The organism is Bacteroides ovatus, assembly GCF_001314995.1.
Taxonomy (GTDB): Bacteria; Bacteroidota; Bacteroidia; order Bacteroidales; family Bacteroidaceae; genus Bacteroides; species Bacteroides ovatus.
Genome location: NZ_CP012938.1, coordinates 5083916 through 5109370, shown reverse-complemented (window position 1 = coordinate 5109370; position 25455 = coordinate 5083916). Strand labels below are relative to the sequence as shown.

The window sequence follows — 25455 nt, the reverse complement described above, 5'->3', positions numbered from 1 at the left end:
TTTATTAGATACTACTTAGTATGATACGTTATGAAAAACAAAAAAAGCAGTCATTCTTATGAATGACTGCTTTCTATCTTAATCAATGGCTCTTCTTTAGAACAACTTAGCAGGATATTCACCGGCATCTACCAATGCCTGAATCTTGTCTACTACGCTCTGACGGTCTTCCGGATAAGTGACGCCGAACCACTTGCTGGTAGTATCCAGTACTTCAACAGTGGCAGTTCCGTCATTAATCAATTTATCTACCATCAATGGGATGAAGAACTCGCTCTTCAGGTTTTCCATATTCTTCGGATCGCTTAGGAAAGTCTTGAAGAATTCCTGGCTGTAAGCGAAGTAATCAGGAGTGAAGCCCCAGAAGTTCATACTTACCGGAGTCGTATCGGGAGTAGCCGTCCATTCGCCATCATCACCGATATATTTCACTTCACCGTCCAGACGTTGAATCTTCGTACGTTCTACTACAGATGTCAACAATCCTTTAGCATCTGTACTACAGATACCACGAGATACCGTACCGCTTTCGCTCAATGTATTTCCTACACGGAAACCTACCATCGAATAAACGTTCTTTGAATTTTCAGGAAGAGCAGAAAGGAATTTGCCCATTACCTGGAAAGAATCACGACCATAGAAGTCATCACAGTTGATCACTGCAAACGGTTCCTTAATCACATCAGCGCCCATCATTACTGCATGGTTAGTACCCCAAGGTTTGGTACGGTCTGCCGGGCAAGTAAAGCCTTCTGGAAGATCGTCGATTGATTGAAATACCAGTTCGCAAGGAATGTGACCTTCGTATTTGGAAATAATTTTATCACGGAAATCTTGTTCAAAATCTTTGCGGATTACAAATACAAGTTTGCCAAATCCGGCATTGATAGCATCATAGATTGAGTAATCCATAATAGTTTCGCCATTAGGACCCAGTCCGTCTAATTGCTTCAAGCCTCCATAACGGCTACCCATACCGGCTGCCAATAAGAATAAAGTTGGTTTCATAAATTGTGTAATATTAAAAGGTTAGTGATGTCAACGGCATCAGATTTCGTTGCAAAATTACAAAAATAGTTGAATCCAACAGGACAAATATCAATCATTATTTACCAAAATCGTACAAAAATCATTCATTAGAAGGGATAACCGATAGCAAAATGTATTCCCAGATTCTTCATAAAGGATCCTGTGACATTGTAATATCCGCTTCGTTCTGTATCGTAAGGCAGATGCAAAGGAATACCGAAATCAAGACGGAACACAAGAATATCCATATCATAACGAATACCGACACCGGTGCCCAAAGCGATCTGTTTCGGGAACGTTTTCAGTTCGAGTTGTGAATTGGGACGGGCCTCATCCTTGCGCATCAGCCAAACGTTTCCCGCATCCAGGAAAGTGGCTCCCCAAAAACTTTTAAAGATACGGAAACGGTATTCTACATTTGCCTCAAAACGGAAAGTCCCCGTCTGGTCGAGGTAAGAATAGCGGCTTTCTGCCGGATGGTATCCGCCCGGGCCGATGCTACGTACTGTGAAAGCGCGGATGCTGTTGGCACCACCCACATAGAATTGTTCGCTGTAAGGGGCTATCGTTGCATTACCGTAGGCGAAGAGAGCGCCCAAAGCTACACGGGAAGCAATCTTATTATTCTTGTCCATATTCCACAAATGGCGGAATTCCGTATTCAGTTTCATAAATTGAGCAAAAGGAACATTAAGCAAACGTTTGTCCTCTTTGCTGAAAGACTGACCGAAAGCACGGTAAATCACCGAGGTCAGGTTACCGGCAGAGGTTACAGTCGATTGCCACCAAATCGGATTTTTAATACCACGTGCGGAAGCATTATCATAGGTATAGGTATATTCCATTGCAGGAATAAACTGGTCTTTCAAACTGATATATAATGCAGGATTGGCATCGGTAATTTCCCTGAACTCTTCCGATTGGTGTTGAAGGACGTTGAATGTCAGTTTAAAAGGGGTGATACTATGCCGGCTTGTACGTGTCGGCTGGAAATCGTAGGTAGCATTTCCGCCGAATGACAACAGTTTATAATACCTGGCACGGTTCAACTGGTCGATGTATAGACGGAATGTAGTGGTAGCCGGGAAGTCAAACTCCCTTTTCCCCCAATGCGGGAAAACCACGCGCGGGAAAGTCAGAGAGGTAGAAACTCCCATCTCCCAGCTGTTCATCAAAGAGCTTTTTTCTCCTCCGCCGGTTTGCCATTCATAAGAGCCTTTCAGCTTCACGTTCCAGCTTTCGCCACCTCCGAATACATTGTTCCGAGTGACGCCGAATGATGCCCCGGGACCGGTTTGGTCGTTACTTTTGGTTACGACATTCAATTCCAGTTCGGCGTCCAGCGGCTTGGCAAATGTGGCCTGCATGGTTACGTTCAGCGTATCACAAACGGCTGTCGTATCTTTCGGGGCATATTGCAAATCCAGATAACTGAAGATTCCCAACTGGCTAAGTTTCTCCTGCACCTGCTCCTGTCGATACTGACTGTAAAGACGGGTGCGATTGGAAGCCCGCATCTGTGCATTCCGCACAAACTGTTGATAGTTCAACCAACGATAAAGCATATTCGGACGTACCTGCAATTTCTTATAATAATGTATATTCAGATTCTTATACATCATGCTGTCATTGGGCGCCTCACCATTCTTACCAAACAGGTAAACAGAGGCATCTCCTACATAGTAAGGACGTTGTGCCGCAGCGGGTAATCCCGGAACGGGAATCAGACGAAGGCTGATATGTCCACCGGGAACCAATGTCGTATCTGCCTGATAAGTCATATAATCGGGACGGAAGTAAAAATATCCCCGGTTACGCAACAGCGTACTGATACGGGTACGCTCTTCATCCAGATCGACCACGTTAAACTGCTCGCCGGGACTTATATAAGACATTCGACGTCCCCGTTCCATAATGCGCAACGTTTGAGGAGTGAAACGCTGATAATAAACCGTATCTATAAAATAAGGATTCTTCATGTCTACCGTATAAAGAATACTTGCTTTCAGGCTGTCTTTCTTATCGACCAATGTTTCATAAGTCACTTTCCCATTGAAGTAACCATAATCACGGAGTAAGTTTGTAGCCACCTTAATACGAACCTCCGGATTGACAGTAGAGATAAACACCGGAGGATTGGCAGCCAGGCGGTTGAACATCCACTTTCCAAATCCCTTTTTATATTTCACAAAGTCGTTATACATCCACATTTTAAAAGGAATAGGCAGAAGGCCTCCTAACATCTTTGTACTGGGAGTTTTGTCAAGAGCCGCATCAATCTCTGTTAAAGCCGTCTCTCCTACCGGTGTTGCCGACTTATTCTCTACCACCGTTTTTCCTCCTGTATAAAGTACCTCCCCTTCAGGCAGGTGTTTTGTCACCGAACAACCCGAAAATAAGATGATACCCATCAGGCAACTTGCTAATATGTTACTATATATACCTTTCATGTTTACTTCTTTTTCTTAAAGATGAACAGTTCGCTAAGTTTATCCAGCTTCTTGCGAAGTACCAGACCGACTCCGGTTTCCGTAATCTCGCCTTCGAGTACACTCTCGTAGTTTTTATCGTAGAACAGACGAACATAACGGGTTCCGGTTCTATCCAAACGATATTCCAGGGAGATGTTATCGATAAAGGATTCCGCATCATTCGTCGCATTCTCACCTGTAGAAACCTTACCTCCGATTACAATCTGGAAACGGTTGTTAAAGAGACGTTGTGAATAACGGAAACTGTAATCCGTACGCTTACCACCCGTATCCGACAAATCGTGATCTTCGATACCGACAGAAACACTGGCATTTTTCAAATTTCCCATCAATGAGTTGATTTGGCTGCTTAATACGGAGTTCAGTGCGGAACCCATATTCAGTTTACCCAATCCACCACCTCCGCCACCAATCGGTCCGGTGCCAAGATAGGTTTTCATAACCATAATATAGAGGGCTTGTTTACCTCTCTCTTCCGCCCCCATGGCTGTCAACTCGTTTTGTATGGTTGCATCTTCGGGAGCAGATACATCAAATGCAAAGGAAAGATTATCCAACCGGTTCTTGACAACAATGGACACATCGAAATTAACCGAACGCGTTCCGCCGTTCTCTCCTTCGGAAACAGAAGCACGGATACGATCGGTTGCTTTGAAGTTCAACATCGGGTCCATGGGGTTTCCTGTCCATTCCACATAGCTACCGTTATCGATAGCAAATTCTTTGGCAGCAATGACAGGTAAAGCATATTTCATCAAACCGCCGCTCAACGTATAGCGTCCGGTCAATGTCAGATCACCTTGCGGAGTATATTTCATAGAGAGGTCACCTCCCCCTTCCAGTTCGACACGATTGTCATTGCTTGCATCCAAATCGACTTTCAAACGGACGGATGGATCGATATGTACCATCATCACCATGTCCAACCCGCCTAAAGAAACAGTCGGCACTTCTTGTTGGACAACCGTAGTGGTGTCGCTAAACGAAGTAAAGGTTACCAGACTTCCCAAACGATCCTGTACCGTCAACGGCGAGTCGGTCAAGATATAGGAAACGTCTGTATTACCCAGCAGGCTCATGTTTCCACGCATGTTCAATCCATCCAACGGCCCTTTCACTGTTGCCCGGAAATCGGCAAAGACTTTTCCGTAGACCAGACTCTCACGAGTGCGTTTGGCATCCAGAAGCGTATAGTTCTGCGCCAGCAGATTCAGATTCGCCATCGGTCGGGACATATCCCTGAAATCAACATAACCGTCAATCGTGAATGGAGTTTTTCCTGTTGTATAGATAGCGAATTTATCAAATTCCAACCGATTATTCTTTATCTGTACCGGACGGTCGTCGAACCTGAAATTAGCACCATATTGGCGGGAAAGAACAGAAACGCTATCCAATATCAGTTCGCCATTTATCAAAGGCTGCTCGGTGCTACCCGCAATATTCAGATTACCATCCATATCACCGGCCAGCGTAGCCATTTTATCAGGAATAAATACGTTAGCTACACGTAGCGGGAAATGCTCCAGAGTAGCGTTTACTTCCAGACTGTCTTTTCCTGTCTGGGTTGGAACCAGCTTACCATCCGCCACCATCACTTCCACTTTGTCATGATTCAGATAGGCGTTCAGGTATTGTTTTCCCTGTTCGCCTGGCAGCCAGGTGGCTCCCACTGTCACGTCACCAATTCGTTGACGTTCATAAGTCAATTCATCAATAGCTGCTTCAACCGAAAGTTGAAGATCCTTTTCGGTCTGTACATAGTGCGCTTCCGCAGAGAATAAACCGGTTATTTCCGGGAAGTAAGGAAGTACACTGCTCAAATCAGCCAAACTGATTCTTCGGATTTCCACATCAATATTCTGTAGAGAAACGGTGTCTCCCCGTACAGAATGTACACGGAATCCCATTCCTTCGTCATCCCACATATCTACATTGGCGTATACACGCATATTCTTATGCACATAAATCCAATTATGATTTTCATTGAAATGAAACTTCTGGAAGGCGATTATCGGTTCTTCCGGAATCAAGGTGAGAGCCAGTCCATCGCCTTTTCCTTTGCCCTCGAACAAGGGACGTGCATTGACACCGAGTAATACTCCTGTTTCTCCTTTTCCATTCTTAAAGTCTACCAGCAATTCGGCATCCCGATCACGAATTTCTCCCGTCAGTGTGGTAGAGAAGGAGAATTGCGGATTCTTGGGACCGTTAATAACTCCGGCACGCAATTTCATGAGTGTGGTATCTTGTTTGACGGTAAAGAAGATGGTATCCAATTGCAAGGTATCTACTTTCAAGGCGTGGATAGCGGCTTTTCCATTAATTCCCCAGTTGGGAGCCGTTCCGAATTTCACTGAAGCGTCATGGTAAGCTATCTTCTTGGTAGCCAGGAAATATGCCAAAGGGTTCTCTTGTCCTGCGGAGAAAGAGAAAATAGCAGTTGGCAATGCTTTGCGTAATTCAGCGTGATTCAAGGCTTTCTCATCAATCTGCTTCATCAGTACATCCACAAAATGAGTGGACTGACAAATCAAAGGATTAACACCGGAACGTGCACTCAAATCGAGTTTCATATCTCCGGAGATTAAATGGGTAAATACGCGGTTCTGACGAGCCTCTGCCGAAAAATTGAAAGTCAGCGGACGCTTCATTGGCTCCGGCATGATTCCCAGTTCATGCAAATCCAGTTGGGTGACATCAATCGTTATTTTACCGTCGGGGTAGCTGTGTGCCAGATTGTATTCAGCATCCGTTGTCATTTTCAATAAAGCATTGTCACTTGTCAGATGTGCAGTGACCAATGCGCCTTTAAGTTCTCCCGTCAGATCAAGATTGGAAAGATGGTATTTAGCATAATGAAGCTGATCTAATGAAAGATTCAATTTGGCAAATGAATGGTAGGACATGACATCTAATCCACGACCATTAGCCGCAGCCGAAAGAGAAAGTTCATAGATAGAGTCTTTCGGGAGGAAACTATGAAGTTGCAGATTGTCTATTTTCAGATCAGCCTTATAGACTTCGGTAGTGGTATTTAAGGCTGCATTCACGTCCATAGCTCCTTGTCCTTCTTTCAAACGGAGATTTGCTTTATATTCAGGACCTTTGATATCCACTTTCGCCACCAGATTCATGCTGTCAGGAATGACAAGCGTACCATTAGGCGCTTCTCCCGACAGAGCGGTCAGGAAGTTCAGGTTTTGAGTAGTCATTTTCAGGCCGATGGTTCCGGTGCGTGTGAGGCTGTCGGTGAGGTTTTCCAAAAGGCCACCGCCCTCCAATGCAAAAGCACCCGGCAGGTCTACCGTGAAACGGGAAATCTGCATTTCTTTCAGATTGCCGTCCGTGCCGGCACGGATGACGAGCGGACGAAATGGATAGGCTTCTTTGAAGCTTTCGGGCAGACCGCCGGCAAACAGCATGACGTCTTCTTTGCCGATATAGGCATTGAGACGGGCGGATAAGCGTCCCGTAGTGGGGATATTGACCAGTTCCCAATAGGTATGGGCAGATAAATCGATTTCAGAATGGGGAGTGTTCAGTTTCAAACCAGGAACACAGATAACTGAATCATTGGAGTAGGCTCTACCCGTCAGGGAAGTGACGCTCAATCCGGAACGTTCGTTCATGGTAAACTCACGAATGACTGCGTTCATATCCCTCCCTTTATACAGCAAGGAATCCAGAGCGATGCGAATATCCCGGACGGCAATATGAGAAGCGTCGAAGCCCTCTGCCGGTTGAGCAGTTCCGGTATCATAGCTGACGGAGGTTCCCGATAATAAGAACTTCTTCAAGTCGTAGTACTGATTCTTCAAATCTGCTTGAGCATCATCGATGGCTGCTTCTCCAATATGGGCCGCCATACGCATGGAATCAGCAGGAAGTTGCATACTGAACGATACATTTTTCAATTTCAACTGATGAAGAGCTACTTTCCAGTTGATCGGAGCAGAAGCTGTGGTATCTTTGGGCGTAGTTGTGGTATCATTCATCAGTAGCTGCACGTGAGTGTCGGATAGTTCGACCTGATTGATTACCGCTAGTTCATTAGACAGATCGACGCCATGACTTTGCAGGAAGAAACGTCCCAAAACGCCTTTAATCTTCATTCCCTCCATCAAATCGGCTGAATTAACGGCTACCCGGCTCAAAGTGACTTCATCCACTTCTACTTTTCCTTTTATCAACGGCCATGCCTGTACACGAACATTGAGACTTTCCAAAGACAAAAGGGTATCCGGCTGTTGAATAACCTCCACGCCACGTACCAACAGATTAAGCGGGAAACGAAGGTCTATCCGCTCCACCTGAATCTGCATGCCGGTTGCTTTAGAAGCGTATGCAGTAACCTCCCGACGCAAAAGATTCTGAACGGGAGGAACATAAAGCAATACCATTAGTATTACAAAGAGTATTATAGGAGTAAGCAATATCCAGCTTACCCAACGTATCCATTTTCGTTTCATGTAAAATGTGTCAGTGTAAATAAGGTGACACAAAGTAAACAAATTATTTTGAAAAAAGGTTTGGGTAATAGTAAGAAAGATACAGATAGTAGCCAAGGAGTAGAAGAAAACGGCTTATTGGGTATTCTTCATTACCTCCAAATAATGCTCCGCTTCACTAATTATTTTACGGACAGCTTCTAATGTATTGAATGTTGTTTCTTCTATTTTTTCCGAAAATTCTTCTCCACGACAAGCCTCCAACCATTTTAACGGGGCGATAGTTTCCTCCGCTCCGATCATTGTGAAAAGAGGGAGAAGTTTATGCGCCATGGCAGCTATCCCGTCCACTTCTTTTTCATTCAATGCTTGTTGCATCCGTTCGACATTCTTGCCTGTCTCTTCAATAAAAGTGTGAATGATGGAGTATGCTGCTTCCGGATCATCTTCAGAATAAGCAGTCAGTGCAGAAAAGTTGATCCCGACAGTTCCCATATCTTCTGTTATATGCGCTTCATCGGCCGAAAGTTGACCTTCATTTACTGTTAGCAACAATTCCTTTACTGTAAACGGTTTATGCAAACAACCGGCAAAACCATGTTCATGTAAAGCGGCTTTATCCATTTCACTACGGGCAGTCACAGCAATAACAGGGATTGTTTTTGCTTGTGGTATATTAGAAGCCCGTAATAGTTTTACCAGCTCAAACCCGTTAATGGCAGGCATTTGTATATCTGTCAGCAATACATCGAAGACGGAAGAGCGAAGTTGTTCAATCAGCTGTTCCAGCTGTTCACAACATACGGCATCAATACCATGCTGTTTCAACATGGCAGCAGTCAGATTCAGCTGAATCTTATCGTCATCAATCAAAAGCACACGAATGACTTTCATGGGAGGAATGGCAACCGACTGTTTGGGAGCGTATGGACTTTCGTCCTCCGAAGATTCATTTTCCGGAGATTCGCTTTCCGCAATGGATTTACCTACCGGATAAAGAGGTAAAGTTACAGTAAAACAGCTCCCTTTTCCTAATGTGCTTTGCACGTCAATTGTTCCCTCAAGTAAGGTAACCAGCTTCTTCACAATAGACAATCCAAGCCCGAATCCTTCTTCCCCCTGTGCACCGGAAAGACGTGTAAACTCCTGGAAAATGCGTTCACGATCTTCTAACGCCATTCCTTTTCCTGTATCGGCTATGGCAATGGTTAACTTTGAAGAATCATAACCGGCTGTCAGACTGATCTCGCCTTTTTGAGTAAATTTTACGGCATTGGACAAAAGGTTATTCACAATTTGCCGGAGTCGCAAAGGATCACTGATATATCTTCCATTCAGTTCCGGGACAACGTGACATTGCAAGGCTAAACCTTTGGCAGCGGTCAAAGGTTCGAAACTGACATAAATTTCATCAAATAGCTGGGAAGGGTTAAAGGTTACGCGATTCACTTCCGCTTTATTGAGATCAAGCCGGTGGAAATCAAGCAAGTCACTAACTAACTTCAATAAATGTTCTGAAGAGCTTTTCATATTGTCGAGGTAGAATCGTTGCCGTTCATCTTCTGTCAATCGGGACAGAAGTTCGGTATATCCCATAATTGAGCCTAACGGAGCTTTAAAATCATGGGTAATGGCAAGCATTAATTTTTCACGGGCGATCAGCAAATCTTCCGCCCGTTTATTCGCCACCTCCAATTGCTGGCGGTAACGGTTGCTACGGGAAATATCCCGCATAATCAATATCAGGAAAAAAGCCGATAATAGTACGGCACCAACCGCGATACCGCCGATGATACGTGCCGACCGCATCCTCACTTCCTGCTGAAGTTCGGCATCCTGACGGGCACGCAAGGTCATTTCTTCCTCATACTGTTTAATCAAGCTATCCATCCGTGCCGTCAACTGCGTATTCATCCGCTGGTACTTTGTACTGGTACGTCGGATTGTTTTCCTCCGTTGCAACCGTTTTTCTTCGGTAGCCATGCGGATTTTCTGCTGAAGAGAATCTTTAGAAGTGGTCGGTTGGAGAATGGTATCAGTGGCTACTTCCAACGATGTATTTACTAATACGGCACTGTCTTGTTTAGAAGGGGAAAACACTTCGGCGAGTCGTTTGAAGAATCCCTTCTTTTTAGGAGTAGTGATTAACGAGTCACGTTTGGTGATGACCCGATGTTGTACCCGTTGCTGGGTAATCACAGAATCCTGTTCGGATATGATTTCTTCGATTTCCGAAGCAGAGAGAAGGCTGTCGTTTGCCTCACTTAGCACCCGCAACATCTGAATCGTGTTTTGATCTTTCTCATGGAGAAGGGTCAATAAACTGTCTGTTCTTAAATTCTGTTGATCGTCGGCGGCCGACAATGCTTCCATCTCACGATGTACAAACACCAGCGAGAAAAGGAGGATCGCCAGCAACAAAGTGTAACCGGCGGTTATTTTCAACTTTGTAAAACGGAAGGAAGCCATTGGGGTTAAGTATTAAGTTTTAATTATCAAGTATTTAGCATCAGGTTTTGGGGTGAGGTTCGGGGAGTTTCGTCATGTGATGAAAACGCCACCAAAGCATCAATCCTGCGCTCGTCAAACCAAAAGGAAATGCCATCCAGACACCTACTACTCCCCATCCCATGACAAAGCCGCAGAAATAACCTACAGGAAGAGAAATAATGAAATAGGCGACAAAGGCAATCACCATCATTAGTTTTACATCTGAAATTCCACGCAAAGCGTTGGCGAAAGTAATCTGCAGTCCGTCGCCAAACTGGTAAACGAGGAAAGGGAAGATTAGAGAGGTCACCATAGCAGCCACTTCCTGACTGTCGGTAAACCAGCCTCCCAAGTAATTCCGGCAAAGGAAGACAATCAAAGAAAGCACAACGCCCAATGTCATCATCAGATGAAAACCTGCATAGGCAGAACGACGTACATTGATGATGTCATTCTGACCTTTGAAGTTACTGACACGAACAGCCACAGCAGCACCCATACCGTAATACATCATAAATGTAAACTGCGAAATAGCCAGCATAACCTGATGAGAAGCCAGAGCGATAGTACCCAGCCAACCGATCATGATCGCACTTAGACTAAAAGAGGCTGTCTCCATTCCCATTTGAAAAGCAACCGGCCATCCAAGTCCATTCAAGCGTCCAAATACAGCTCGTGACCATCCCAAACGGAAAAAGCCAATCTTATAGCGGACAAAACGCGGACTACGCATAAAGATGATGATAAATATAATCACCATCACGATACGCGAGAACAGCGTGCTGACACCTGCTCCCAACAGACCTAACTCGGGCAATCCGAGCTTTCCATAAATCAGGATATAGTTTCCTATGATATTCAAGACATTTCCACCAAGCAATATCCACATAGCGGTTTTTGTATCCGTAATTCCGTCTGTAAACTGCTTGAATCCATTGAAAAGCATGACAAACACTAGTGAAGCGAGCAAAACAAGGTAATACGGTTTAATCAGGGGAATCAATTCTTCCGGCTGTCCGAGACGTTCTATATTTAGATAAAGAACAGTCATACAGACAGTCAGCAGCAATGCAACCATCAGGTTTGCCAGCAAACTGTTGCGTAAAGCCTGTCCCGCAGGGGCATACTGGCGGGTTCCATACAAACCTCCCACAATGGGAGTCAGCCCATACGAAAAACCCGTACTGAAAATAATCGCCAGATTGAACACATTATTGACGAAGGAAGCTGCTCCCAGCTCAATCGTACTATGATGCCCGATCATTAACGTATCCGCAAATCCAAGAACGATTACTCCTATTTGACCGATCACAATCGGCAGTCCGAGAAAAATTAGTGCTTTATAATGCTCTTTATATGTACTATAAATATGTCTCATTTACTTTTCCGTTACCTAAACGTATCTCCATTTTCAGGCAAAGGGACTTTCCCCTTTCACTGATAGATTATAAAAAGGGAGAATTTAATTTTGTTGTTTCTTATAATATAGTATTACTCCGTTCTCCTTACGGAAAGCAGATTGAGCTACCGCCCGCAATTGTTCAGCCGTGACAGACCGATAACGATCGACCTCTTTTTCCATGTCCTCCGCCCGGCCAAGCAATTCGTACCAAGCCAGGTTGGTTGCCACATTCAAATAATTGATGTTGCCGAATATCTGGGTGGACTCAAATTTGTTCTTCACTTTTTCCAGTTCCTGTTCGTCAACCAATTCTTGCTGCAACAGTTCCAGTTCTTCCCGCACTGCCGCTTCCGCCTGTTCCAGGGTGACACCTGCCGAAGGTTTACCACTAATATGGAATAACCCCGCATCTACACTGCCGGAAATATAAGCATCTATACTCGAAAATAATTGTTTCTGTTGTACCAAACGCTGGTTCAACCGGCTGGAACGTCCGTTGCTCAACACATCCGACAAAATATCAAATGCATAATAATCCGGATGGCAATGGGCAGGCATGTGGTATGCCATAAATAAAGAATCGAGAGGAACATTTCTCTCTACCGTCAGCCGCCGTTCTTCCGTCTGTTCCTGTTCTTGTGGCAGGTTCCGTTGAGGAACTTCCCGACGAGGAATAGAGCCGAACCATTTTTCCGTCAAAGCAACCGCTTCTTCGAAAGAGATATTGCCGGTTACAGCTAATATAGCATTATTAGGAGCATAAAAACGGAAAAAGAATGCCTTCACTTCTTCCAGCGTAGCATTGGCAATATGCGACAACTCTTTTCCGATAGTAGGCCATTGATAAGGATGCGTCTGATAAGCCAGAGGACGCAAAAGATGTCCGATATCCCCATAAGGCTGATTCAAACATCGCTGTTTGAATTCTTCCATTACTACTCCCCGCTGTACCTCCAGACTCCGTTCGCTAAAATCAAGACTCAACATCCGGTCAGATTCCAGCCAAAAGCCGGTTTCTACGTTCTGACGAGGTACAGTGAGGTAGTAATTGGTTATATCATTATTCGTCCAGGCATTATTCTCTCCACCCGCCAGTTGAAGCGGCATGTCATAATCGGGAATATTCACCGACCCTCCGAACATCAGATGTTCGAACAGATGGGCAAAACCAGTATGCTCGGGATCTTCGTCGCGAGCTCCCACATTATATAATATATTAAGGGCAACCATCTGTGTACTTTCGTCCTGCGAATGTACCAGACGTAACCCATTATCAAGAATATGCCTGTTGATTTTCATACGATTCAGTCAAGTATTGTCACCTTTGTTATCTTTACATCCTCTTCGGGACGGTCGCTACGGTCGGTTTTCACCTGCTGGATCTTATCCACAATATCCATTCCTTTCACTACTTCGCCGAACACAGTATATTCGCCATCCAGATGCGGAGTTCCTCCCACCGTTGTATAGGCTTCAATCTGTTCCGGAGTGAAATGAAATTCCGGTTGTTTGGCTGCCATTTCCTGTGCCTGCGCAAACAGTTTTTCCTGCAAATCATAAAGACCGTTTTCATCATTTGCTTTCCGCATCTTATAGATTTCCTTCATGTGTTTCTGTGCCAGTGTATTGAAAATAACATTTATCTTATTCTCATTCATCTGGCTTTCCATACCCAGCAAGGTAGAGTCGTTATACACTTTACCTGTCACTATATAGAACTGGCAACCGGAAGATTCTTTCTTCGGGTTCACGTTATCTCCCTGACGGGCAGCGGACAGGGCACCTTTTTTATGGAAATATTTAGGATATACAAATTCAGCGGGAACGGTATAACCTACGTCTCCGGTACCCAGCATTTTTCCTTTCGGCGCATTTTTTGAGTCCGGGTCACCGGCCTGAATCATAAAATCTTTGATAACACGGTGAAACAGTGTACCTTCATAAACTCCGTCCTTCACCAGTTTGATAAAATTATCACGATGTTTCGGTGTCTCATTGTATAGTTTCACCTCAATGTCTCCTAAAGTTGTTTCAATCTTTACCAACGTTTCTTTATCCATGTCTCCTCCTTTTTTTGTTCCGGTTTTGCAGGCAGTAAGTCCGCAAAACGATATGGTTAATACTATCAATAGAATCTTTTTCATAACACTTTTATTTAATTTAAGTTTGCAAATATACCACTTTCGCCTAAATCCTCTTACCTTTGTGACTTAAAAGAATCAAAACCTGACATGATGAGCTCCATATTGATCGTTGAAGATGATATCACTTTTGGAATGATGCTAAAAACCTGGCTAGGCAAAAAGGGCTTTGAAGTATCATCAGTGAGTAATATTGCCCGCGCCCGAAAACATATCGAAAGCCAAAACGTCGATCTGATTTTATCAGACCTGCGACTACCCGACCACGAAGGTATCGATCTGCTGAAATGGATGAATGAACAAGGCATGGACATTCCTTTAATCATCATGACTGGCTATGCGGATATACAATCCGCCGTACAGGCAATGAAACTGGGAGCACGTGATTATATAGCCAAACCGGTAAATCCGGAAGAATTACTGAAGAAAATTTCTGAATGTCTGCAGTCTGAAAAGAGTCCTGCTACTCATAACGTTGCTAAATCTTCTTCTAAAAAAGGTGCTTCTACTTCATCTAAAGATTCAACAGAAAATCATCGTGCTTATCTGGAAGGAGAAAGTGATGCAGCCAAACAGCTCTACAATTATGTAGGTCTGGTAGCTCCGACCAATATGTCCGTACTTATCAACGGTTCCAGCGGAACAGGAAAAGAGTATGTGGCGCACCGTATTCATCAACTTAGCAAACGAAACGATAAACCGTTTATTGCCGTAGATTGTGGTTCTATCCCCAAAGAACTGGCTGCTTCGGAGTTTTTCGGTCATGTGAAAGGTTCGTTTACAGGTGCTCTGACTGATAAAACGGGTGCTTTCGTTGCAGCCAACGGTGGTACTATCTTTCTGGATGAGATCGGAAACCTTAGTTATGAAGTGCAGATACAACTGCTTCGTGCCTTGCAAGAGAGAAAAATACGTCCGGTAGGTTCTACACAGGAAATATCGGTAGATATTCGTCTGGTGTCTGCCACCAATGAGAATCTGGAACAGGGTATTGAGAAAGGCACTTTCCGTGAAGACCTTTATCATCGTATCAATGAGTTTACTCTGCGGATGCCTGATTTGAAAGAGCGGAAAGAGGACATTCTACTCTTTGCCAATTTCTTCCTCGATCAAGCAAACAAAGAACTGGATAAACACCTGATTGGTTTTGACGCGAAAGCATCACAGGCTTTATTGAGTTATCATTGGCCGGGGAATTTGCGCCAAATGAAGAACATCGTCAAAAGAGCGACTTTATTGGCACAAAGCAGTTTCATTACTTTATTGGAATTGGGAACCGAGCTTTTAGAAACTCCTGCATCAAATAGTACCAGTATTGCACTACGCAACGAAGAAACCGAAAAAGAACATATTTTGGAGGCACTACGCCAAACCGGAAATAACAAGAGCAAAGCGGCACAATTACTGAACATTGACCGGAAGACATTATATAATAAACTGAAATTATATAATATAGACCTATAACAAGTTATAACTCTACAATTACTTAGTTTCTTTCTGTACGGATTTAAATTAAATACTACATAGTGAAAAAACATCTATCATAAGTATCATTCATTTTAATAATCATTTCATTATCAAAAGAATAAGAATGATAGATACCTTTTTAAAAAGCTATCTATCATGCTTTTACCAGCAAAAACAGGTTATCTATCATCAACAAAATAGCCGAATAAAAGTCCTATATGCATAAGATAGCTTGTTTTTATTGCAATGAACCTGTATAAATCCGATGATCGTGGCTTGATAATCCAACTTTAACGGTGATAAGTTTATAGCCCACGTATGCAGGCTGTACAGCCCACGCTTGTAAACCATACAGCCTACGTATGCGGGCTGTACAGCCTGCATACGTGGGCTATAGAAACATTACCGCTCCCAATAGATTATTAAGCTGTCAAATACAGGTTGTCATCCTATAAAACGTGCATTCTTATGCCTTTAAATGGGTAATCTCACCTAATACTACACTAAAATAGACAAAGTATAGGCATGATAGATAGCTGTTTTTTGCAATAAAACTATGATAGATACCTTTTTTAAAAGGTATCTATCATAGTTATTCTTCTGATAATAAAATGATTATTAAAATGAATGATACTTATGATAGATATTTTTTCACTATGTAGTATTTAATTTAAATCCGTACCGTTACGAGCTAAATGGAAACCTCGTAGGAGGTCCCATATATTTAGAAGGCGACACCCCGAAGTGTTCTGTAAAATGCTTGCGAAGCGTACGGCTATCCGAATAACCGACCATCTCCGTAATCTCCTGAATCGAGTACCGGTTTTCCAAAATCAACGAAGCGGCTTTACTGATACGAATACTCCGAATCATGTCTATCACAGACAAGTCACTACGCTGTTTTACTTTACGGTATAGTGTAGGCTGGCTCATGTTCAGTTGATCGGCCAGCATTTTGACATTGAAGTTTTCATTAGGAATATTCGTCTCTATAGCATGGATAAGTTGCAACAAAAAGGCGTCTTCCTGTTCCCCCTCTTCAGATTTCTGTTTCAGCATCAAAGCTTTGGTATAAATCCTCTTCAACTGTTCACGTTGCAAAATCAGGTTGTCGACTTTCGCTTTCAGGATTTCAGGATTAAAAGGCTTCATCATATAATCATCCGCCCCGCTACGCGAACCTTGCAGAACATCCACATCCTCTGCTTTAGCAGTCAGCATTAAAAAAGGAATATGTGCCGTTTCCTGCTGTGTACGAATCTCCCTGCAACAAGTAAAACCGTCTTTTACGGGCATCATCACATCGGAAATAATCAAATCGGGAAGCTTTTCTTTCGCCATGCGCACACCTTCCTCACCATTGCCGGCTTCATATACCGTATACTTGGAAATAAACAAGCTCCGAATGTATTCGCGAACATCTTCATTATCCTCTACAATCAGCAGACTCTTTTTAGCAGCCGTTTCCTGTGTGCTGTTTTCCGGTTTCAACGGAAATGGTTCCGGTTCATTATTTTGCGCCGTATACTCCTGTTGGCAATCAACCATTTCGTATGCATCTTTTGCAAAATGTTCTTTCCCGTCAGGAATATATAAAACAAATGTACTTCCTTCACCCGGCATACTTTCCAAAGTCACCAAGCCGTGATGCAAATCCATTGTATTTTTCACGATATGCAATCCGATCCCTATCTTTGTCGACATCTCCGGCACATTTTCTCCTGTAATGAATGATTCGAACACATGTTTCTGCAAATCCACCGGAATCCCTATTCCCGTATCAGAAACGGCTATCTGGCAATAACCTTGACCGTCTTTCCGGGTATGAGAAACAGACAGCAAGATACTGCCTCCCGGAGATGTATATTTAAATGAGTTAGAAAGAAGATTCTGTATGGCCGAAACTATTTTGACTCTATCTATCCAATACAGGAGCTTTCTTTCAGGCAAACTAACTTCAAAACGCAAGCCTCTGATCTCCGCCATTTGCCGGAATGGTTCCGACACGCTCTTTATCACTTCTACCAAATCGGCTTCGGACAATTGAAGTTTTACCATCCCGGCCTCTATTTTCTGTACATACAGCAGATGGTCTATCAGGGTATGTAATGAAGAGGCATTCTTATACATCACTTGGAGTTTCTTATAAAAGGTTTCCAAAGGATTACACTGCTTCATCAACTCCTGCAATGGAGCAAGAATCAAAGTCAGCGGAGTACGCAGTTCGTGGGCAACGCCCGTAAAAAAGTTCTCACGTTCCATACGCATCTGACGCTCTTTCTCACGTTCCAGATTGACTGTCAGCAATTCATGTTTCATCTGCATTTCACGTTCCAGACGCCGCTGCCGCACCCTTACCAACCGAACAAGATAAGCCACCGTTCCAATTACCACAAGTAGGATAAACAGCCGGAAAAGCGTTGTACGGCTCCAATGAGGGAGTATCTTTATCTTCAAAGCAGTTACCGCGCCTGTCTGTCCGTCCGGATAGATGTTTTTTACTTCAAATATATAATCTCCCTCAGGCAGGTTAGTGTACGAAGCCTTTTCTCCATCATCGGATATCAGCCAGTTCTCCTGATAGGGCAAAAGCCGGTAGTTATACTTCTGCTGTTCCTTAGAGTAAGACAGGTTGTTGAAAGTCAGGGAAAAGTCGCGGTTGTCATTATCCAATACAATTTTATTGATAAAAGAGACACCCTCGTTGAGTATGATCTGATTATTTATCTTTTTCCCTATTTCTACGGGACGGTTGTCAACCTCCAGTCCCGTTACCAATACCCGTTCATTGACAGGATAAGCATCCACGTCATCCGGATTAAAGTAAGTCATACTCTGATTATTCCCGAAGAACAACGTATTATTAGCAAACAAAACTGAACGGTTACTACCGGCAATATAATAATTATAAAAAAGATGCTGATGACGGCTATAACGGGAAATCCCCGAGTTGCTTCCGAGCCAGATATGCCCCTTGCCATCTTCCGTTATACAACCTATAAAGTTACTGCACAAGCCATCGGCCGTGGTATATAACTCACGAATTGAATCCTGCCGGGGAGAAAGAATAGCAAAGCCATCCATATAGCCTATATACAAGTTTCCATCCGAAGAAACTAACAATGAACGTACAGACCGGGATTCGACATTCTTTTTAGATTCATAACCAATCTTCGCAGAAATATCACCGGATGCGGAAACCGTAACCTTACATACTCCTTTATTACTCGTACCCAACCAAATAGCCCCGTCCTCCGCCTGAACAATAGCCCGTACAACTAGCTTTTCCTTGCTATTCAATTTCTGTTCAACCGGCAGACGCCTACAAACTCCCTTTTTAGGTTCAAAAAGCAAAAGCCCCTGTTCCGTACCGATCCAAAGGAATCCATGCGCATCCATATACAATGCCCAAACCCATGAAGTACTGACGTTGCCATCTATAATTAAAGTATAAACACTGAACTGGCGGGACTTTACATCATAAGCAACCAATTCACCGTTTTTATTTCCAAACCACAAATTACCTTTCGCATCTTTCAAAGAGCACAATACTGTTTCATCCGCATCTCCCGCAGCAGAATATACTGTGGAAAACTGTAGCCGCTTACCCGTTTCATAAGGTTCCATGCTTCGCATAATGCCTTTATGATAAGTAGCCAGCCATACAAAGCAATCATTGTCCATCGTTATACTGCAAATTTCATTATGCCTGTCCTGATAGAAACGGCTATAAAACTGCGACCGCAAGTCCGAACACATCACTCCGCCTCCGTTTGTCCCAATCCACAGAACTCCGTTCGGGTCATAATATGCTGAAATCATACGGGTTTCCAGATTTTGCTGAACTTGTGAGGCTGTATTATTATAAATCTCAGTAGTCAGTTTCTGCGGATGCTCCTTATCCGGCATCAATAAGGTATATCCACTCCAGGTCACCGCCAGATAGCGGTTGTTATCGATCGGTATGACCTGATAAACATCGGTATGGGAAAGCTGGTTCTCTTTTGCAGTTGCGTCATACGAAAGACGGTCGATCCGACGATTCTGTTTGTGATAACGAATGATTCCCCGGGAAATGGTGGATATCCAAACAATTTCATCTTTACATAATATAGATGTCACTCTTACAGGCTTTTCCGCTTCCAACAAAACTTTACTATACGACTGGGGATTATCAGGATGAAAGAGTAATAAATAGCCGGAATTGGTTGCCAGACATAATCCTCCCCCTTCATCAGAACAAATAGCGGAGAAGGATTCTCCCTTTTCAGATAATAACTTAAATTCCTTTTGAAGTTTTATATGAAGCGAACCCGGATACTCCGACTGAAGCGCATGTTCTTCCCATTGATACAACTGCAATTTATCTCCGGATATAGCCCAAAAAGAAGTATCGTCCACCGGCAATAAACGCAATGCCGACACTCCTTCTGTCTTTTGTTCCAAAACTGCAGGGATGAAGCATTCCTGTTTTCTATTGAAACAATAAAGCCGGCTTCCTGCAACAATTCCAAGATAATCTCCGGACAATTTCACTATTTCCTCCACCGGAATGGATGTCTCCAAAGGGCTGAAATTCTTAATCGCCTTGCCATCGTACCGACTTAAACCATTATTCGTTCCGAACCACATAAATCCGTCTTCATCCTTATATATACAAGTAACCGTATTGTCTACCAGTCCGTCCTGCATTGTCAGCAGATGAATATCCTTATCAAAGAATGCATAAGCAGAAGTCAAAGGATAACTACTGATAAACAATATGATTATGATTAGATTTAAGCTCCTCATTTTAGAATCAATTTAAAGCAAATAAACGAAATAAAGCTAAAACATACAAAGAAAGCAATAAGAAAATGGCAAATGAATTGAACATGTATGATGAATGAAAGAAGCATGTATGCCCGCAAAGTCCCAATTGACCTACCTTTGTGATACAATAACCTTATGTATAACTTCAAATAGAATCAATATGAAAACAAAACTCTACTTAATCTGCTTACTATTGGCTTCTTGCCAAAGTAATGAAATTGAGTTAAACAATATCATTCAACAAAAAAGAACGAGTGATAGTGAACTTGCCAAAGGAAACATATTTCCTCTATCTAAAGAATACAAAGACAATAGCCCCACTACAAGAAATGGCACAACCTTTGAAGCTGATTGGGAAAATCATAGCAGTGTTACACTAGCCAGCGGAAATGTAGTTAATTTACCTTGGAGCAGTGTAACAGATGGCAATATACCTGTCAATATAGCATTTGATATCAAAAAAGAAGATGGATGGGAAATGATTTTTCATAGTTTTAAAGCATCAGAAGGTGCCCAAAATAATAGAAACTACATGATATTTCACAACCTTAGAACTGGAATACTAAAAACCTTTTACTATCTGGAGAATAACAATTACTCAAATAATACAGGTACATGGAATATTGATTTCACTCCTTCACGTTATTGGCTAAATCACACAGGGGAAGTATCTGTTCCAACTGCATTAGGAAAAGTAAATTATTGGGCTAGTACAAATCTTATTAGTTTAGAGAATAAGGGTTTTCAAATGGGATGGAATTGTTTCCAAGTGCAGCTAGCATATGACCCTGAAGATAATACTAATCAAATATTCACAATCAATTCAAATATTTTAAATACTACAAATGTGAACTTATTTGGAGAGGAACAAAGTTATTCTAACGGAGCAATTTTAAGTCATGGTAGTTCTAATCCTTTATCTAGCTTATCACAGAATATCACTAGTTTTGTTGGAAAAGAAGCTGAAAAATGGATTAATGACAAAGTAAATAAAGATTCTAAAGAAAATGCTCCCACTTCAAAAGGGATAATAGGGATTGTCGGCGGAGCACTTATCAAAGCAGGAGTTAACAAAATATTTAACCATTTTACTGCTTCTGCCAGCAAAATTACGACAACAACCAGTGATTTACAATTCACAACTAAGGGAACAAGTAAAGTAACCGGCACGTTCACATTCAATGGAACCAGTCCTATCTTAGGACTTAGAATACCATTTAATAAAGATAAAGTTGGGGAATTAGGAAATTGGAATATAACAGAGACGCCTATTATTTACATGGATCCACTTGGTGATATATTTGGTACAATTGATTTATCATCTTATAATGGTGATAAGGCATTTAGATTTAGATACAGAGGAATCAGCAAATATGGTTATAATTTGATTATAAATCCCAAATTGGAGAATCACATCATAAAAAAATGGGTTGATTGTGACGTAATAAATTACGGTAATAAAAGTAATAAAACTCCTACTAATCCTTTCTCTAATTTTGATTATGGAGAATTGGGACGTACCTATAGTATGATGTACGATGGTCGTTATAAATACATTTTCGATTATAAGGATGGGGACTATATACGCATTGACAGCCTACGGCCCAGTCTTACAGCATACAACTTTTATTACGGACCACTTAGTCCAATTCTTCTACCAAAAGCTGATACTTATGAAGATTTTTACTTTGACGCAACTAAAATCTTTTTAAGAATGACATTAAACATGATAACTGAGTTTGAAGGAAAAAGAGATACAACAATCTCTACACATACCTATATACCTAGAATAGAATGGGATCCTAAACTTTATGATTTATACCAAGGTAGTAAATATGATTATAAAGCGACACAGGGTACTTATTAGATATTTATAAAAACTTTATGTTTAACTTTAAATAAAATGCAATGAGAAAATTAACAGTATTATTCATTATGTTATTGCTGGGTATTCATATGATGTATGCACAACAATTGAGCATTAAGGGTACCGTTACGGACAAAAGGCTCAACGACCCTATCATCGGAGCCAGCGTATTAGTAGAAGGAACTTCGAATGGGACTATTACCGATATGGACGGTAACTTCTCTCTAAAAAACGTGTCTAAAGGCAATGTACTGGTAGTATCATATATAGGATACCAACCACAACGTCTAACGATAGACGATAATCAAACTACTTTCAGAATCATGCTAACGGAAGATACACAAACGTTGGATGAAGTGGTTGTAGTAGGATTCGGTACGCAAAAGAAAGTGAATCTAACAGGAGCGGTAGCTACCGTAGATACCAAGACTCTCGAATCAAGACCTGTCACTTCCGTATCGCAAGCCCTGCAAGGCGTTATGCCCGGACTGAATATTGATATAAATGACAAAGGTGGACGCCTGGACTATAGCCCTAGCATGAATATCCGTGGCGCAGGAAATCTGGGAACAGGTTCCAGTGCTTCACCACTCGTATTAATCGACGGAGCAGAAGGAGATATCAATTCTCTTAATCCACAGGATATTGCTAATATCTCCGTACTGAAAGATGCTGCCGCTTCTTCTATCTACGGTTCCCGAGCTCCCTTCGGTGTGATATTAATCACTACTAAATCCGGAGAGGCCGGAAAGACAACTATCCAATATTCTGATAACTTCCGCTGGTCCCGTCCAACCAATATACCGGACATGCTTGATTCGTATCGCTTCACCAAATATTTCAATGCAGCAAAAGCAAACAGTGGAAGCACCGCTACATTCCTATTTAGTAATGAAACCATTGACCGCATCCAAAAGTATATGGCTGGCGAATATCCATACACATCTGATCCAAATGGTAGGCAAGGTTCAACAGACTTTTTTGCATTTAATATGGACTCTAACGACAATCAAAATTGGCCGCGAAACTTCATAGACAAAACATCTTTTGGCCAAGAACATAACTTAAGTATTTCTGGTGGAAGCGAAAAAGTAAAATATTATATTTCAGGAGCTTTTCTCTCACAAGAAGGACAAATGAATTATTCTGATGAGAAAAAGAAGCGTTATAATATTAGTGGAAAGGTCAACGGACAAGTGACTAAGTGGCTAAATCTTGATTTCAATGCCCGTTTTATCCGTGAAGATATCAGTATGCCTACTTTCATGAAACTTTATGGTGACCGTTTTTTTTCTGAAACGACTAAATTGTATCCCACAATGCCGTTATATGATAACAATGGACATTATACTCGTAACCCTAAATTAATGCAGCTAACTTCCGGTGGACGTTCTAACTCAAGTAAAGACACCTACTTTACTCAAGGCGGTTTCCATTTAACTCCAATCAAAGGTTTAGGCATTCACGGACAAGCTACATTACGCACTGAAAGCTACCGGCATCAATACAACGTCAACAAAGTATATCTTTATACTTATGACAATCAGCCAGTAGAAGAAGCATGGCTGGGAGGAGATCCTGATTTGGCTGCCGGAAAGACATTTGTACAAAGCGAAACGCAACAGACATCCATGATGACCACTGCATTATACGCTGACTACGAACATTCATGGAATAAACACAATTTCAAAGCAACTGCAGGTATGAATTCCGAGTATTATTATATTAATAATCTGGAAGGCAAACGTTACGATGTTGTTAACGAAAAAGTTCCGAGTATTAACACTGCTACAGGTACAAGTAACCTGAAAGCGTATTCAAAAGAATGGGCAACAATGGGATACTTTGCGCGTGTCAATTACGATTATGACGGAAAATATTTATTGGAGGCAAATATTCGAAGGGACGCCACCTCACGCTTCCGTGGCGATGAACGTTGGGGAACTTTTCCTTCTGTTTCTGTAGGATGGAATATTGCCCGAGAACAGTTTTGGGAACCAATACAGGATTATGTAAACCTATTTAAAGTTCGCTTTTCTTATGGTAGTCTAGGAAACCAGAATGCAGATAATTATTATCCCACTTATTCTATCCAAAATATTACAGTAGGCAGTGTCGATGAAGGAGGACGTTGGCTACTCGAACAAGCCAATAAATCGAGCATTGCATCTTCCCCAGGACTCGTAAGTTCCCTACTTACATGGGAACGTGTCACCAGCTATAATATAGGCATAGACTTTGGAGCATTCAACAACCGACTGACCGGCTATGCAGAATACTATATTCGTGATACAAAGGACATGGTAGGACCTGCAGAAGAAATATCTCCTATTGTAGGTGCTTCAGCGCCAAAACTCAATAACACAGCTCTAAGAACCAAAGGTTGGGAATTACAAGTAAATTGGCAAGATAGAATAGGGCAAGTCGGCTATAGAGTATCTCTCAACTTATCTGATGCACAAACTGAAGTGACAGAATACCCCAATCTTGACAAAACATTTTTTACTAAAGATTCTGACGGAAATATTGTAGATAATTATTGGAAAGGGAAAAAACTTGGAGAAATATGGGGATTTAAAACCGTTGGCATGGCAAAAACAGATCAGGAAATTCAAGATTATATTGCTATCCATGATCAAAGCAGATTACCTAATATTGGCAATAATATTTGGAAGGCCGGAGATATTATGTATGCCAATCTTGATGACAATCCAGCAATTGAAAAAGGGACTTCAGCAAGCGATCCGAAAGACCTTTGCATTATAGGCAACAGTACGCCACGCTATCGCTTCGGAATCACATTGGGAGCTGACTATAAAGGCTTCGACATTAGTCTAATGTTCCAAGGAGTAGCCAAACGAGACATATGGGTGGGGGGAGACGACAAAACCGCAACCCAAAAAGGTATGATATTTTGGGGAATCAACGGAGGACAATGGGATTCTACAGGATATGAAGAACATTGGGACTTTTTCCGCCCCGAAGGTGATGAGTTAGGTGCCAACTTAAATGCCTATTATCCACGCCCAATCATAGATAGCAAGCAGAACCAACAAGTGCAAAGCCGCTATTTACAGAATGCAGCATATATCCGTCTGAAAAACCTACAAATCGGATACACTTTACCCAAAACATTGACACAAAAAATCAACTTGCAGAAAGTGCGTGTATTTTTCTCTGGGGATAATCTTTGGACAGGAAGTAAAATGAGTAAGAATTTTGACCCAGAACTACTCTATCAAAATGGTATGACCTATCCGATAAGTTATACATTATCTTGTGGAATCAATATTACATTATAAAC

The 25455-nt window shown here is 42.2% G+C and carries 11 protein-coding genes; 3 read left to right on the top strand and 8 right to left on the bottom strand.

What is annotated here, in order from left to right; all coding sequences use genetic code 11:
* Nucleotides 1-96: 96 nt before the first annotated feature.
* From Bovatus_RS19215 to Bovatus_RS19185, 7 genes are all read right to left on the bottom strand, one after another.
* Nucleotides 97-1008: a nucleotidyltransferase family protein gene (locus Bovatus_RS19215; RefSeq protein WP_004299937.1), complete on the bottom strand. Its 912-nt coding sequence runs from the start codon at nucleotides 1006-1008 to the stop codon at nucleotides 97-99.
* A 128-nt stretch (nucleotides 1009-1136) separates the two neighbouring features.
* Nucleotides 1137-3479 (bottom strand): translocation and assembly module lipoprotein TamL, encoded by a 2343-nt coding sequence (gene tamL, locus Bovatus_RS19210; protein ID WP_004299936.1) that lies wholly within the window; start codon nucleotides 3477-3479, stop codon nucleotides 1137-1139.
* 2 nt (nucleotides 3480-3481) lie between these two features.
* Nucleotides 3482-7993 carry a translocation/assembly module TamB domain-containing protein gene (locus tag Bovatus_RS19205; protein WP_004299935.1) on the bottom strand — a complete coding sequence of 1504 codons (4512 nt, stop codon included), beginning with the start codon at nucleotides 7991-7993 and terminating at the stop codon, nucleotides 3482-3484.
* A gap of 114 nt (nucleotides 7994-8107) precedes the next feature.
* Nucleotides 8108-10441 (bottom strand): ATP-binding response regulator, encoded by a 2334-nt coding sequence (locus tag Bovatus_RS19200; protein ID WP_004299934.1) that lies wholly within the window; start codon nucleotides 10439-10441, stop codon nucleotides 8108-8110.
* A 40-nt stretch (nucleotides 10442-10481) separates the two neighbouring features.
* Complete coding sequence (locus tag Bovatus_RS19195) at nucleotides 10482-11840, bottom strand: MATE family efflux transporter (RefSeq protein ID WP_004299933.1); 1359 nt, start codon at nucleotides 11838-11840, stop codon at nucleotides 10482-10484.
* A gap of 84 nt (nucleotides 11841-11924) precedes the next feature.
* A complete protein-coding gene (locus Bovatus_RS19190; RefSeq protein WP_004299932.1) occupies nucleotides 11925-13163 on the bottom strand; it encodes a M16 family metallopeptidase in 1239 nt (412 codons plus the stop codon).
* Between the two features lie 5 nt (nucleotides 13164-13168).
* Nucleotides 13169-14008: a peptidylprolyl isomerase gene (locus Bovatus_RS19185; protein WP_004299931.1), complete on the bottom strand. Its 840-nt coding sequence runs from the start codon at nucleotides 14006-14008 to the stop codon at nucleotides 13169-13171.
* Between the two features lie 87 nt (nucleotides 14009-14095).
* Between Bovatus_RS19185 and Bovatus_RS19180 the strand changes: the two genes are divergently transcribed.
* Nucleotides 14096-15469 (top strand): sigma-54-dependent transcriptional regulator, encoded by a 1374-nt coding sequence (locus Bovatus_RS19180; RefSeq protein WP_004299930.1) that lies wholly within the window; start codon nucleotides 14096-14098, stop codon nucleotides 15467-15469.
* A 687-nt stretch (nucleotides 15470-16156) separates the two neighbouring features.
* Here the strand turns inward: Bovatus_RS19180 and Bovatus_RS19175 are convergent.
* A complete protein-coding gene (locus Bovatus_RS19175) occupies nucleotides 16157-20263 on the bottom strand; it encodes a hybrid sensor histidine kinase/response regulator transcription factor (RefSeq protein WP_004299929.1) in 4107 nt (1368 codons plus the stop codon).
* A 181-nt stretch (nucleotides 20264-20444) separates the two neighbouring features.
* Here Bovatus_RS19175 and Bovatus_RS19170 point away from each other — a divergent pair, with 181 nt between their 5' ends.
* Together Bovatus_RS19170 and Bovatus_RS19165 are read left to right on the top strand one after the other, a co-directional pair.
* The gene (locus Bovatus_RS19170; RefSeq protein ID WP_004299928.1) at nucleotides 20445-22151 is read left to right on the top strand and encodes a hypothetical protein; all 1707 of its coding nucleotides are present in this window, start codon (nucleotides 20445-20447) and stop codon (nucleotides 22149-22151) included.
* Between the two features lie 41 nt (nucleotides 22152-22192).
* Entirely contained in the window at nucleotides 22193-25453 is a 3261-nt protein-coding gene (locus Bovatus_RS19165) for a SusC/RagA family TonB-linked outer membrane protein (protein ID WP_004299927.1), read from the top strand.
* The last annotated feature ends 2 nt before the right edge of the window (nucleotides 25454-25455 follow it).

Coding starts and splice junctions, on each gene's coding strand:
- Bovatus_RS19175 (WP_004299929.1), bottom strand. CDS start 20,263: ATGAGGAGCTTAAATCTAATCATAATCATATTGTTTATCAGTAGTTAT.
- Bovatus_RS19200 (WP_004299934.1), bottom strand. CDS start 10,441: ATGGCTTCCTTCCGTTTTACAAAGTTGAAAATAACCGCCGGTTACACT.
- Bovatus_RS19215 (WP_004299937.1), bottom strand. CDS start 1,008: ATGAAACCAACTTTATTCTTATTGGCAGCCGGTATGGGTAGCCGTTAT.
- tamL (WP_004299936.1), bottom strand. CDS start 3,479: ATGAAAGGTATATATAGTAACATATTAGCAAGTTGCCTGATGGGTATC.
- Bovatus_RS19165 (WP_004299927.1), top strand. CDS start 22,193: ATGAGAAAATTAACAGTATTATTCATTATGTTATTGCTGGGTATTCAT.
- Bovatus_RS19180 (WP_004299930.1), top strand. CDS start 14,096: ATGATGAGCTCCATATTGATCGTTGAAGATGATATCACTTTTGGAATG.
- Bovatus_RS19190 (WP_004299932.1), bottom strand. CDS start 13,163: ATGAAAATCAACAGGCATATTCTTGATAATGGGTTACGTCTGGTACAT.
- Bovatus_RS19195 (WP_004299933.1), bottom strand. CDS start 11,840: ATGAGACATATTTATAGTACATATAAAGAGCATTATAAAGCACTAATT.
- Bovatus_RS19205 (WP_004299935.1), bottom strand. CDS start 7,993: ATGAAACGAAAATGGATACGTTGGGTAAGCTGGATATTGCTTACTCCT.
- Bovatus_RS19170 (WP_004299928.1), top strand. CDS start 20,445: ATGAAAACAAAACTCTACTTAATCTGCTTACTATTGGCTTCTTGCCAA.
- Bovatus_RS19185 (WP_004299931.1), bottom strand. CDS start 14,008: ATGAAAAAGATTCTATTGATAGTATTAACCATATCGTTTTGCGGACTT.